The sequence below is a fragment of the Paenisporosarcina antarctica genome (assembly GCF_004367585.1).
Classification (GTDB): domain Bacteria; phylum Bacillota; class Bacilli; order Bacillales_A; family Planococcaceae; genus Paenisporosarcina; species Paenisporosarcina antarctica.
Genome location: NZ_CP038015.1, coordinates 184,524 through 197,500, shown reverse-complemented (window position 1 = coordinate 197,500; position 12,977 = coordinate 184,524). Strand labels below are relative to the sequence as shown.

Genomic DNA, 12,977 nt, shown 5'->3' with positions numbered 1-12,977 from the left:
TACACTCCGGTGTTCGCTCGGTTGCTTCCTTGACCTGCTCGTATCTCAAAAAGAATTGGTGAGTCGATTAGCTCGACTTTGTTGCTGGCGTCAAAAATTTGACGTTTATAATGAACGGTTAAGTTCAAGTTGTGTTTTCGATACCAACAGGTGTCGGCGTAAGAAAACGTTTTTCGCTTCCAGCACCGAAGTGCTTTCTGCTATTTTAGTTGACGTTTTGCTGTTCAGTTTTCAAGGTTCATTATTTTGCCGCTTGTTTTGGCGACTTTGATATCTTAACAAATTCTCAATGTCATGTCAACAAAAAGTTTTTGCTTTTTTATTTCAACGTCGCTTTCAAATTGGCGACTTTGATATCTTACCACCCCACAAACACCAATGTCAATACTTATCATAATTTTTATTGAAGAAGAATAAACTATTCCAGGAAAGGTTGTGTACAAGTTGATAAAACGTATATTGATTGCATTCATCATTGTGTTCATTTTCTTTTTATTTATTCAACAAAAAGAGCCCTGGACATCTGTCTTTCGTGTAACCGAACAACCTGACATCTTAATGAAAGGCAATCAAGGAATGACTTTAACCGTTAATTTGTCTTTCGGCCGAGAAGATGTAGACGAGTGGATTACAAAATTAGAGAAGCCATATCCACTTCTATTTTTAGACGCGGACTGGATTGAACGCTCTCCTTTGATTGTTAAAAAGATTAAGGATAAAAAGATTCCTGTCGGGTTACTCGGAAAAGAAAGTAAGTTCTATGAGAAATCACCTGAATTAATAGCGGATGAAATTAAACTCTTCCAAACGGCATTTGGTGTTGCTCCACTTTGGTACCGGACACAAGATCACACTTTTCCTGAATCACTAAAAAAACAAGTATGGGATAGTCAAATGAATATGGTTAGTGCATCCGTCATTTGGAAAACTGGTGTTGCTCCCTCTATTCAAAAAGGAGATATTGTATCTGTTGCACTACATCAGGAAACTCGCGTCGTTCTTAAAGAATTAAAAGACTTTCAAAAAGCACATCCTTTTGTTTCTATAGAAGAAACTCTTTTCGGATATACAACTCAAACGAAAACTTCCCCGTGAAAAAGAGTTGGTAACAGACGAGACCATATAATCTTCTTTCCAATCAAACAGTATCAATTTTAAGTGAATGTCTCCATCTGCGAGAAGTGAAGAAGATAGCGTTACTATTTCAGCTACTTTCTTTCAGAACTATCGTTTTCATTATAAAAGTTGTTGTAGTTAGACTTATTACCCGCTCCTTTATTGTTTTATTACATCAATTAATCACATTCAAAATGCCACAACTCCAGGAGTTGTGGCATTTTTCAAAGCTTATGAGTTTGCTTTAGAAGTTTGAGCATGCACTTTTCGACGCTCTTCTAATTTCAATCGATCAACGTCAGACTTAGCATTATACTTTGGTAGTTTTAGCAATTGGTATGCATTTACCGCTAATAAGGGGAACAATAATAATGTTACATAGCGGTCTACATCTTTTTCATTTACCATCAACACTGGCAACCATTCTAAAGTTGTAATAACGATCATAAAAAATAGTGCAGAAATGAACGTATGTTTCTTCGTCCATTTAGCTTTTAAATAGGCTACAACAAAACTTGTTATTAATAGTACTGCCATAAGACCTAAATATAACAACAGTTGCGATTGTGTGTTTGCAAGCGGAATAAATCGAAATTTAATTAAATCAAAAATCACTACTGCGATAAGTAATAATTGGACCCAGTTCCATAATGTGAGGGTCTTAAAAATATTTACACCAAATTGGTGAACCGTTAAATATGCGAAGAATCCCATTTGACTTATAACACTCATCGTCATTCCAAGAAACATAAACCATAATAAACTTCCTGCAAACTCTCCATATTCTCCACTAGCCACATATGGTGCAAATGCGTCTTCCCATCGAATAATTAATCCAAATACACCAGTGACGACTCCGCCAATTATGAGTGCTTTGAAGAAAAATATAAACCAATTTCGTATTGTCACAACAAAGAATCCTCCGTTTTTCTCAAGTTCCTGTTTTTAATTGTATCAACCAATACGTAAAAAATCTATTTAACAAAATGTTTTCTACATAATTTAACGGATTTTGTGAACAATAAATGAAAATGCAGGAACGAGAAAAGAGGGATGATATGCGGAAATGGTTGATTCTATTGATTTTGATGATCTTAGCTGGATGTGGTGCTCAACAACAAAGTAACCCTTCATATGACGAAACAAAGAAAATGATATCCGATGCACTACAAACAGAAGAAGGAAAAAAAGTCATGCGGAAAATGTTATCAGATCCAGAATTTCGAGAGTTATTAGTATTGGAAAATGAAGAAGTTAAGAAGTCGATCGAAACTACACTTCTTTCAGAGGATGCGACGAAATTTTGGAAAGATACATTTAAAGACCCTAAGTTTTCTGAGACTTTCGCAAAAAGCATGAAAGATCAACAACAAAAGATAATGACTGAGTTAATGAAAGATCCATCATTTCAGAAGGAGTTAGAAACATTTTTTGGGCAACCTGACATGCTAAAACAAATGGAAACCATTTTGCAGTCGTCAACAATGCGCAAAGAAATTGAAGGAATTGTAGAAGAAACAATTGATAGCCCGCTTTTAAAACCTAAATGGCAGGAGTTAGTTAAAACTGCCGGTTCAGAAGAAGAAAAATCAAAGGCTTCTGGAGAATCTGAAGGCGGGAAAGAGGAAGAGAAGAAAAAGGAAGAAGAATAGAAATAACCTAAAAAAACAAATCCCCACTTGCAATTGCGAGTGGGGATTTCACATTATTTATTTAGTTTATTAATAACTTTAGAAGCGATTTCTGCATATATCTTACCTATTGAATGTGTTTCTGAATAAACAGATGGAGCAAAGTCTTCTTCATTCCAATCAGGTTGACGTAATGGAATTTGACCAAGAAGTTCTGTGCGAAGCTCATCTGCAAGCTTCGGGCCTCCGCCTTTACCGAAAACATACTCTTTTTCATTAGATGTCTTCGTTTCATACCACGCCATATTTTCAATTACACCTAAAACTTCATGGTCTGTTTGAAGAGCCATAGCCCCCGCACGCGCTGCTACAAAAGCCGCAGTTGGATGTGGAGTAGTCACAACAATTTCTTTTGAAGCTGGAATCATTTGATGAATATCGAGTGCCACGTCTCCTGTACCTGGTGGTAAATCAAGCAACAAGTAATCTAACTCGCCCCACTCAACATCTTTGAAGAATTGATCCAACACTTTACCTAACATTGGCCCGCGCCATACAACAGGTGCATTATCTTCAACAAAGAAGCCCATTGAGATTACTTTTACACCAAAACGTTCAACTGGAATAATGCGAGTACCTTCAATTTTAGGACTTTGTTGAATACCCATCATATCCGGTACGCTAAAGCCATAAATATCTGCATCAATTAAACCAACTTTTTTGCCTAAGCGTGCTAACGCAACTGCTAAATTTACGGAAACCGTAGACTTCCCTACGCCACCCTTACCAGAAGCAATTGAGATAAATTCCACTTTATTTAATGGCGACAATAAATCTTGTGCCTCAGATTCAGTTGCCGTTCCACGGAATTGCGCTAGTACTTCAGGTGATAACTCTTCGAAGCGAATGCCGACAGTACCTACACCCGCTCCTTTTAATGCATCTACTACTTTCATTTGCAATTGCATTTGTTCCGGCGTATTCGTTTTAGCAATTGCAAGCTTTACGCTAATATGATTTTTTTCTTCTTTAATAGTTACTGATGTAATTCCATTAGTTTCGAGTAATGTTTTATGTAAAAAAGGGTCCTGTAATTGTCCGAGTAATTCGCGGACCTGCTGTTCATTCATCAATTTATACACTCCTCCAATATACATTTCGTACCATAGTATATCACACTAAATAAAGTAAGTTTAGTTGCAGGATTTTCCTATGGAGTAGAAAAAAGAGTTGAAGTGTCACTCGGCAACTTAGGTGAATTACTCATATACATACAATATTCTCTCGTCATTTTGATCATTTACTTATTTAGCATTAGTTAGTTACCCGTTACTTGCTACGTCTCAATGTCATCAGTTGTCATTGCACTGTACCGTTTACATAGTTCTCGATACCATCGGCAATAGCTTTTGCCATCTTCTTTTGATAATCTTCTGTCGTTAATAATTTCAATTCTTCAGGATTACTTAAAAAACCAGTCTCTACTAGTACCGCCGGAACGGTTGCCTTTTTTAGTAAATAGACTTGTTTAATCGCCAGTGCTTCCCGTTCGGTATTCCCAATTTGCTCGCGAATAGATGCTTGAATGGCTTTTGCAACAGCCCCACCTTCAACATGTCCATCCTTATGATAGAAAACTTGCGCGCCACGCCATCTTTCTTCAGGTATAGCATTGACATGTACACTAATAAATAAATCTGCGTCCGTATTTACAATCATTTCCTCACGAAGCTTCAAATCAGCGATTTTTCTTGCTCTAATCGTTGGAAAAGTCGCCTTAGGGTTATGCTCCTCTAAAGCATCTCCACTTTGAGAGCGTGTCATTACTACGACTGCCCCTTGTTTTTTTAATTCTTTTTCGAGTGCTATACCTAATTTTAATGTAATATCCTTTTCAATTACGTCTCCAACTGATGAACCGCCATCCATACCACCATGACCAGGGTCCACCACAATCTTAATTCCCCCTAAAGGAGCCGGTAAAAAGAATGCGCGATCAGAAGCTTGCGTTTCGTAAATCACAACTGTTACAGAAACTAACAATAAAAGTCCAATTACTATCCAGCGTTTCAACGCTTACGACACCACCTTTTACACTCACTATACGTATGTCTTCAGTAAAACATGAGCACATGAGAGGAAAAGTCTTTACTTATTATTGATTATTATCTCTTTTATCAATATGTAGCGATCCATCGGTTTCAATTTCTGCATAAAACACTTCTTTAACGTTCTGAATGCCTTGTTTTTTTAGTTCATTCATCACCCATTCTTCAGTCAAATTTAACTCATTCAAATTATTTTTAACGATTTTTCCATCTGAGATAATTTGAGAAGGCATATATTTTGGGATAGTCGTTGACGCTTTCACATCTTGTTTAGTTGCTGGTTGTTGTGAGACTTTTTTAAAGATACTTAACTCTCCATTCGTTTCTAAAACTGCATAGTGAACTTCTTTGACTGAGAAGACACCTTGCAATCGAAGCAGCATCATTAAATCACCCATAGGGAGTCGACTTGTTTTTAGTTCTTTTTCTAAGATTTTCCCATCTTTGATGACAGTCGCCGGTTTATCATCCAATATTTCTTTTAACTTATCTGATTTCATCGTAATATATCCAACAAATATCGTAAGTATTGACCACCATACTAGAGAGGTAATTCCATTTAAGTAATGTGTGTCATCATGTGCAACAAGTTCTCCAGCGATTGATCCAATGGTTATGCCTGTAACGTAATTAAAAAATGTAAGTTGACTTAATTGTTCTTTCCCTAACACGCGCGCCAAAAAAAGTAATACTGTAAAAGTAACAGTCGTTCTAGTAATCATTTCCCAAAAACTGTAGTCATCAATATTCATAACGCATCACTCCTTCTTTTTGGTCGCTTAGAACTATATTATTCCCTTATTAAATTACACTTATTCAAAGAAATTATGGTACTAGCTAACTTGCACTTGAATTACTTCCATTTCTCAAACCATTTTTCTAAAAGTTTCATATCATACAGATAAGGGGGCATCTAACATGAGTGATCATCGTTTTCGTGAGCAGATGAATTCAAAATATACGATACAAGACTTATTGAAAGGGAAGGATCTTGAAATTATTGCGGCATCCTTACTACTCCTAGGAAAATTAAAAGTTGAATCCGTCCAGTTATTTCGCAATTCCCCGATTATTAGCGTTACATTAATTGGCAAGTATCGAAGTTCTGATGATGACAAAACGAATCCTATGGCTGACTTCTTAGATCAAAATGGTGACATAACACTTGATGAAGTGTTTGAAGCACTTACTAAACGAATGAATAAAAAAAGGATGTGACTCATTTGAATAATAATGATCCTCTTAAAAATACCGCTTTTGATGGGGTAAAGTTTGTGAATGGACTTTTACTAGTCATTTTTATTTCTCTACTTCTCTTTGGTTCTAGAGATGTTCCAGTACCAATCGTTAGACCATCACTTTTATGACATTTCTTATTCTTTCTTTTTTCGACAACGTAAAAATAACCCCCATCCTTTTATAATGGATGGGGGTTATTTTTTGTTGTAAGAACTGATGTAACCAATTTTTATGATATAACTTTAAACGCACTAGTTTGATATTTATTCTTCTTGCTTTTTATTGATATCAAACTGGTCGTTGTCCCAACACAAATTACCGTAATGCACGATAAGAGTAGCGAACTATCTGTAATTAAAAATTTACCGCAAAAAACGATGATAAAATCAATCAAAAAAATAATCATACCCGGATTTACTTTTGCATAATGGGCAAGTATTTGCCCAAGTAAATCTGTTCCACCGATACTTGTATCAAAGCGCAGCATGAGTCCAATTCCTGATCCTACAAATAGACCGCCCAATATTGCACTTACTACCGGACTTTGATTTAAAATAAATCCCAATGCTCGAAACGGGTGATAAGACAAATCCACCATGAACGAAGAAAACAACATACCATGAATACTATTATATAAAAAAGACCTATTATAGAACCAAGCAAGAAGCAAAACGGGAACACTAAGCATTATTACAACTAAACCCACTTGAAACCCTGTTAGATAATGTAATATTAAACCCAATCCAAAAGTCCCGCCGTCTAACAGTTCATGATTAATTAAAAAAACATTCACGCCAATTGCCATTAAAAGGCTTCCAACAAGTATAGCTATGGTTTTATGTATTAAGCGCAAAATAATCCACCTTTTTAATTACATTCATACATGTATATGATTATAAAATCGTATCTATGTTGACTTCAACAATTCCACTCTAGGCCACTTCAAATATGACCAATTTAAAAAACTCCATTTTCCAAAAGAAAACAGAGTCCTCCAATAATCTAAGTGAAGAAGAAAAGTTAAATGAAACTACTTTTGAATCGTCTATTACAAATAAATTTCCATTTCTAAGGATTTTTTGATATCAGGATCCTTGGTAGATTTGGTTTAAATAATGGCGTGGCGTACCATAGTAAAAAATCTGATTAAACTCGGGATAAGTGGATTCAAAATATATAAATATCGGAGCATCTAGTAGAACAGGGTAGTTGGCGTAAAATGGGAGATCTCCATACACAATTCCTTTTAATGCCGTATTCATTTCTTTTTTGAATACGTTAAAACGAATGCCTGATATGGTTGCACCGAACTCTCCACCGTCTACATACGCTTTTCCTACTAAATTAAAACGACCCTGCTCATCTTTTTTCCATTCTGCTAACACTTCATCGCGCATTTTCCTGTCGACCGCTTCATAGTTGTAGTCATATCCAATATCTAAAAATAATTCAGCCGTAATGTCCGAATGGGTAAGCGTGTATTTCCTTCCCTCAATTGGTTGAACGTTAGTGGCAGGCGGAATGAGTTTCACTGATAATTTCTGTGGGTTAAAAACAGACATACTTATCTCCTTCTAAGCAAGTGTGGTATTTACACAATTTTTGAAATCTACGTGTTTTCGGAACGGATGTGGGTAACATACATATGTGTATAGATGATCCGGACAGATGAAACGTCCCTTTCCTATTTAAACGTAATTCATATGTATACAATATGTATGCCAATAACAATCTGTGTGGGGGTTGAGAATACCCGATAAAAACAGGCATGAAGTCTTAACTCATACTCCCTATTATTTGAAGCTAGCATTGTCAAAAGATATTGAGTTGTATTCAAATAAAATTTGATTAAAAGTAATTTTAAACACAAAAAAACCCTCCCCCATAAATGGGAAAGGGTATTTAATAATCCGAAGATTAACGTTTTGAGAACTGAGGTGCACGACGAGCGCCTTTAAGACCGTATTTTTTACGTTCTTTCATGCGTGAGTCACGAGTTAACAATCCTGCAGATTTCAATGCTGGACGGAAATCAGGATCTACATGAAGTAGTGCACGAGCAATACCATGACGGATTGCGCCTGCTTGACCTGTGTATCCACCACCATTAACGTTTACAAGAATATCATAGCTACCAAGAGTTTCAGTTGCTACTAATGGTTGTTTGATGATTTCGCGTAATGCTGCGAATGGTACGTAATCTTCTACGTCACGTTTGTTAATTGTAATATTACCATTGCCCGGTACTAAACGTACGCGTGCAGTTGAGCTTTTACGGCGACCTGTGCCGATATATTGAACTTGTGCCAAGGTTGTATCCTCCTCTTTAATTATCCGCGAATTTCCATAACTTCTGGTAATTGTGCTGCGTGTGGATGTTCTGCTCCAGCGTATACGTGAAGCTTAGTGAACGTTTGACGTCCTAAAGAGTTCTTAGGAAGCATCCCTTTGATTGCTAATTCAAGCATTCTTGTTGGGTAGTTTGTACGCATTTCTAATGCAGTACGTTTTTTCAAACCACCTGGATGTAGTGTATGACGGTAGTAAATTTTGTCTTTCAATTTCTTACCAGTCAATTCGATTTTTTCAGCGTTGATGATGATCACGTGATCACCTGTGTCAACGTTTGGTGTGAAAGTTGGTTTATTTTTGCCACGTAAAGCTGCAGCTACTTCAGATGCTAAACGACCAAGAATTTGTCCTTCAGCGTCTACTACTAACCACTTACGCTCTACTTCGTGACCTTTAGCCATGAATGTTGTACGCATTTATTTTGTCCTCCTAATTCGATCTAATCTGATCTACAATTTGTGTGCAATTATCTCTATCATCATCAACAATAAGGTTTCGGGGCTTATCGTGGAATTTATGAAATACCATAGGTAATCTTATAACGTGGAGACAAAAAAGTCAAGGGTTTATATAAAAACACCTGGACGTGTTGCTTCAATCAACATAAAACACAGATTCCAAGTACAACCCTTGTGCTGGAGCCGTTTTACCAGCTCTTTTTCGATCTTCTGCAGCAAGCATCACTGACATCTCCGAAGGTTCTCGTCTACCGATACCAACTTCCCATAGATTCCCGGCAATAATTCTCACCATATTATATAAAAATCCGTCTCCTTCAATAACCATATGAAGCTCATCTTCATCATTTTCGATCAACTCTAAACGTTTTATGGTGCGCACTCGGTCGATTACCTCTGTTCGTGCTGAACAAAAGCTAGTGAAATCATGTGTACCTAAAAATGACTGAGCTGCTTCTCTCATTCGTTGTATGTCTGGCTTAAATCCTGGTGCATGCACGACATAATGACGCTTAAAAGGACTCTCAACGTCCCCTAAGCCCCATTTGTAACGATACACTTTACCGATGGTGCCATATCTCGCGTGAAAATCACTCGAAACTTCTTCTACAGAGAGGACTCGGATATCTCCGGGAAGTTGCACATTGAGTGCCCGTTGCCAGCGAGTTATCGGGAATTGCAGAGCTGTGTCAAAATGAATGACTTGTCCAATTGCATGTACACCAGCATCTGTTCGCCCACTTGCAACAACTCGGACGTTCATGCCTTTATGCATTTTAGTGAGTACTTTTTCTAACTCGTGTTGAACAGTACGTGCATTGGGCTGTATTTGATAACCAGCAAAACCAAATCCGTCATACATGATGATTGCTTTTAAACGCTTCATTGCCGGTTCCTCCTTGGTTTATGACCTTAACCACCCAAGTGTTAATGCGAAAGCCCCTAACAAGATAAGTATGAAAGAATCTTGCCAATCCCATTTCAATTGGCGATACCGAGTTCTTCCCTCTCCCCCTCGGTAACCACGCACTTCCATCGCGACCGCTAAATCTTCCGCACGTTTAAACGCACTTACGAATAAAGGAATTAACAAAGGAACAACAGCTTTTATACGTTCTTTAACTGGTCCCGAACTAATATCGGACCCTCTAGCCATTTGAGCTTTCAAAATTTTATCAGTCTCATCCATTAATGTTGGAATAAAGCGTAACGAAATCGACATCATTAATGCGAGTTCATGGACAGGCAATTTAAAGCGTTTAAATGGTTTTAACAACATTTCCATCCCATCAGTAATAGAGATTGGTGAAGTCGTCAACGTTAGGATAGACGTGGTGAATACTAATACTAGAAAACGGACTGAAATGAAAATACCTTGTTTTAATCCTTCTTCATACACTGAAATAAATTGCCACTTAAACAATAATTCTCCTTCTTTTGTAAAAAAAATATGAAGTAAGAAAGTGAAAATGAGTAAGAATAAAATAGGCTTTAACCCATTAATTAAGAAATACAATCGTATACGCGAAAATAAGACCGTGACTAAAGTGAATGCTAGTAACATTACATAGGTAATCGCATTATTTGCAATAAAGACAATCGCAATAAATAAGAATACAAATAGCAGTTTTGAACGAGGGTCTAATTTATGAATGAATGAATTCCCAGGAATATAACGACCAAAAATCATTTTCTCCATCATATGGGCTCACTCTCCCCTTGGACAGCATGAGCTATTTCTGCAACTAACTGTTCTTCTGTCAAGCATAGTTTAGCTAATGGATAACCGAGTAACGCTTCAAATTCACGCTGAAAACGTACGACTCGCGGTGCAGCTAATTGAAATTCGGCAAGCCTCTCTTCATTACCAAATATTTCAATCGGGTCTCCACTAAGTACACATCTTCCATGATGCATGATACTGACACGATCTGAATATCGTGCTGCATCCTCCATAGAGTGTGTAACCAAAATTGTGGTTAGCCCTTTTTCCACATGTAGTTTGTGGAATAACTCCATGATTTCCTGACGTCCTCGTGGATCTAACCCTGCCGTGGGTTCGTCTAATACCAATATACTTGGTTCCATCGCTAACACACCCGCAATGGCCACACGACGCATTTGACCTCCTGACAAATCAAACGGCGATTTATCAAGCACGTCTTTAGGTAAACCTAATTGCTCAACTAAGACGCGTGCACGTCGCTCCGCCTCTTCTTTAGGCACACCATAATTTAATGGACCAAACATAATATCTTTTAACACGGTCTCATCAAACAGTTGCTGCTCAGGGAATTGAAAGACTATCCCAATTTGCTGTCGGACCGGCTTTAAATTCTTTACTCGCTTACCAGCCTGAATCGTCAAATCTCCAATCCTAACTTCCCCTTCAGTTGGTTTTAACAACGCATTTAAATGTTGAAGTAAGGTCGACTTTCCAGAACCTGTATGACCAATAATTGCATGATATGAACCTGACTTTATGTGTAAATTCACATCGACGAGTGCGCGCTTTTCAAAAGGCGTACCTTTTGAGTAAGAGTATCCTACTTGTTGAAGTTGGATGTCCATACATCATTCACCAACCCTTGTACTGACATATGCTCATCTTTTAAGTCAATTCCATTTGCACGCATAAGCTTGCTTAACTTCAAAGCAAAAGGCAAATCTAGCCCAAGCTCAATTAACTCTTCTCCACGCGAAAATATTTCATCTGGTGTGCCTTGCGCATAAATATGTCCATCATTTAACACAAGAATTCGATCTGCGAGTAATGCTTCTTCAAGATCATGTGTGATCGACAACACAGTTAAATGTGTTTCTTGTCGTAAGCGTTGTACCGTCGTTAATACTTCTTCGCGGCCTTGTGGATCAAGCATCGAAGTGGCCTCATCCATTATTAATATCCTCGGCTTTAAAGCAAGTGCACCTGCAATGGCCACACGTTGCTTTTGACCACCGGATAAATGATGGGGTTCACTATCTAAAAATTTCTCCATTTTCACTTGAGCAAGTGAATCATGGACACGTTCAACCATCTCTATAAAAGGAATTCCATTATTTTCTAAAGCAAAAGCGACATCGTCCTGCACGGTTGCACCGACAAATTGATTGTCTGGATTTTGAAACACCATGCCCATTTGCGAACGAATAGCCCATAAGTTTTCTTCATTGAGCGTCTCACCAAGAACTCGCACTTCCCCATTTTGAGGAAACAACAGGCCATTCATGAGTTTCGCCATTGTGGATTTACCTGAACCATTATGACCAACGATTGCAATCCACTCGCCATCGTAGACAGAGAAAGAAATTCCTTCTAGTGCTTTACGCATTTCAGTTTCTTGTGGTGAATATGTATAGCTAACATCGTGTAAAGATAAAATTTCATTCATGAGATAAAAGACCTCCTCTAACTAAGCTAAACTAAACTCAAAACTCTTTACCATTCAATTTATATTAATACAAATAAAAAAGCGCGCACCTCATTCAGAGAAATGCGCTCTTCTATATCTGTCTCGTATTCGGTTGCTCAGACCGTCTACGTGAATGAGGTGCGAAGAGCTAGACGAGACGCTACCAAAAAAGGTCCGCTCATCATAACGCTCTGCTTTTCATAGTCGTATAAATCTTTTTTAAAAAAGAAGAGGGCGGCTACTAACCTAGAACCCTCTTCGAATTGTAAGGACTAAACTAATTCAATCACTACAACAGGTGCTCCGTCTCCACGACGAGGTCCCATTTTCATAATACGTGTGTATCCGCCTTGACGTTCAGCGTAGCGTGGTGCTACATCATCAAACAATTTTTGCAAAGCATAAACTGTTGATTCATTGCCTTCAGCATCAGTAACGTTCACTAGTTCACGACGAATATATGATGCAGCTTGACGGCGTGCATGCAAATCTCCACGTTTACCTAATGTAATCATTTTTTCACAAACTGAACGAAGTTCTTTCGCACGAGCTTCTGTCGTTTGAATACGTTCGTTGATGATCAAATCAGTTGTTAAGTCACGTAACATCGCTTTACGTTGAGAACTTGTACGACCAAGTTTTCTGTAACCCATAGATGTT

At 37.7% G+C, this 12,977-nt stretch carries 17 protein-coding genes; 4 read left to right on the top strand and 13 right to left on the bottom strand.

Features of this window, described 5'->3' with window-relative positions; genetic code table 11:
- The first annotated feature begins 444 nt into the window (after window positions 1-444).
- Complete coding sequence (locus E2636_RS01025; RefSeq protein ID WP_134208200.1) at window positions 445-1,095, top strand: hypothetical protein; 651 nt, start codon at window positions 445-447, stop codon at window positions 1,093-1,095.
- 252 nt (window positions 1,096-1,347) lie between these two features.
- Here E2636_RS01025 and E2636_RS01020 read toward each other — a convergent pair whose 3' ends face one another.
- The gene (locus tag E2636_RS01020; RefSeq protein ID WP_134208198.1) at window positions 1,348-2,025 is read right to left on the bottom strand and encodes a KinB-signaling pathway activation protein; all 678 of its coding nucleotides are present in this window, start codon (window positions 2,023-2,025) and stop codon (window positions 1,348-1,350) included.
- 149 nt (window positions 2,026-2,174) lie between these two features.
- Between E2636_RS01020 and gerD the strand changes: the two genes are divergently transcribed.
- Window positions 2,175-2,768 (top strand): spore germination lipoprotein GerD, encoded by a 594-nt coding sequence (gerD, locus tag E2636_RS01015; protein ID WP_134208196.1) that lies wholly within the window; start codon window positions 2,175-2,177, stop codon window positions 2,766-2,768.
- 53 nt (window positions 2,769-2,821) lie between these two features.
- Here gerD and E2636_RS01010 read toward each other — a convergent pair whose 3' ends face one another.
- From E2636_RS01010 to E2636_RS01000, 3 genes are all read right to left on the bottom strand, one after another.
- Window positions 2,822-3,880, bottom strand: a complete 1,059-nt coding sequence (locus E2636_RS01010) for a P-loop NTPase (protein ID WP_208324118.1) — start codon at window positions 3,878-3,880, stop codon at window positions 2,822-2,824.
- A 226-nt stretch (window positions 3,881-4,106) separates the two neighbouring features.
- A complete protein-coding gene (locus E2636_RS01005; protein ID WP_134208191.1) occupies window positions 4,107-4,820 on the bottom strand; it encodes an N-acetylmuramoyl-L-alanine amidase in 714 nt (237 codons plus the stop codon).
- A gap of 82 nt (window positions 4,821-4,902) precedes the next feature.
- Window positions 4,903-5,607 (bottom strand): YetF domain-containing protein, encoded by a 705-nt coding sequence (locus tag E2636_RS01000; protein ID WP_134208189.1) that lies wholly within the window; start codon window positions 5,605-5,607, stop codon window positions 4,903-4,905.
- A gap of 166 nt (window positions 5,608-5,773) precedes the next feature.
- On the opposite strand from E2636_RS01000, the gene E2636_RS00995 reads away from it, so the two are divergent.
- Together E2636_RS00995 and E2636_RS18835 are read left to right on the top strand one after the other, a co-directional pair.
- Complete coding sequence (locus E2636_RS00995) at window positions 5,774-6,073, top strand: hypothetical protein (protein ID WP_134208187.1); 300 nt, start codon at window positions 5,774-5,776, stop codon at window positions 6,071-6,073.
- A 5-nt stretch (window positions 6,074-6,078) separates the two neighbouring features.
- Window positions 6,079-6,222, top strand: coding sequence for a hypothetical protein (locus E2636_RS18835; RefSeq protein ID WP_166669461.1), 144 nt, complete (start codon window positions 6,079-6,081; stop codon window positions 6,220-6,222).
- Window positions 6,223-6,323: 101 nt separating this feature from the next.
- On the opposite strand, the gene E2636_RS00990 is transcribed toward E2636_RS18835, so the two are convergent.
- The 9 genes from E2636_RS00990 to rplQ all read right to left on the bottom strand — a co-directional run bounded on the left by E2636_RS00990 (window position 6,324) and on the right by rplQ (window position 12,970).
- Complete coding sequence (locus tag E2636_RS00990; protein WP_134208185.1) at window positions 6,324-6,947, bottom strand: YitT family protein; 624 nt, start codon at window positions 6,945-6,947, stop codon at window positions 6,324-6,326.
- A gap of 232 nt (window positions 6,948-7,179) precedes the next feature.
- On the bottom strand, window positions 7,180-7,656 hold the full coding sequence (locus tag E2636_RS00985) for a staygreen family protein (RefSeq protein ID WP_134208183.1): 477 nt from the start codon (window positions 7,654-7,656) through the stop codon (window positions 7,180-7,182).
- A gap of 355 nt (window positions 7,657-8,011) precedes the next feature.
- Window positions 8,012-8,404, bottom strand: a complete 393-nt coding sequence (gene rpsI / locus E2636_RS00980) for a 30S ribosomal protein S9 (protein WP_017381487.1) — start codon at window positions 8,402-8,404, stop codon at window positions 8,012-8,014.
- Between the two features lie 20 nt (window positions 8,405-8,424).
- Window positions 8,425-8,862, bottom strand: a complete 438-nt coding sequence (rplM, locus tag E2636_RS00975; protein WP_017381488.1) for a 50S ribosomal protein L13 — start codon at window positions 8,860-8,862, stop codon at window positions 8,425-8,427.
- A 178-nt stretch (window positions 8,863-9,040) separates the two neighbouring features.
- Window positions 9,041-9,790, bottom strand: a complete 750-nt coding sequence (gene truA / locus E2636_RS00970; RefSeq protein ID WP_134208181.1) for a tRNA pseudouridine(38-40) synthase TruA — start codon at window positions 9,788-9,790, stop codon at window positions 9,041-9,043.
- 18 nt (window positions 9,791-9,808) lie between these two features.
- On the bottom strand, window positions 9,809-10,606 hold the full coding sequence (locus E2636_RS00965) for an energy-coupling factor transporter transmembrane component T family protein (protein ID WP_134208179.1): 798 nt from the start codon (window positions 10,604-10,606) through the stop codon (window positions 9,809-9,811).
- Entirely contained in the window at window positions 10,603-11,475 is an 873-nt protein-coding gene (locus E2636_RS00960) for an energy-coupling factor ABC transporter ATP-binding protein (RefSeq protein WP_134208177.1), read from the bottom strand. The genes E2636_RS00965 and E2636_RS00960 overlap by 4 nt, the downstream gene beginning before the upstream one ends.
- Window positions 11,451-12,296 (bottom strand): energy-coupling factor ABC transporter ATP-binding protein, encoded by an 846-nt coding sequence (locus E2636_RS00955; protein ID WP_134208175.1) that lies wholly within the window; start codon window positions 12,294-12,296, stop codon window positions 11,451-11,453. The genes E2636_RS00960 and E2636_RS00955 overlap by 25 nt, the downstream gene beginning before the upstream one ends.
- Window positions 12,297-12,589: 293 nt before the next feature.
- The gene (gene rplQ, locus E2636_RS00950; RefSeq protein ID WP_017381493.1) at window positions 12,590-12,970 is read right to left on the bottom strand and encodes a 50S ribosomal protein L17; all 381 of its coding nucleotides are present in this window, start codon (window positions 12,968-12,970) and stop codon (window positions 12,590-12,592) included.
- Between the last annotated feature and the right edge of the window lie 7 nt (window positions 12,971-12,977).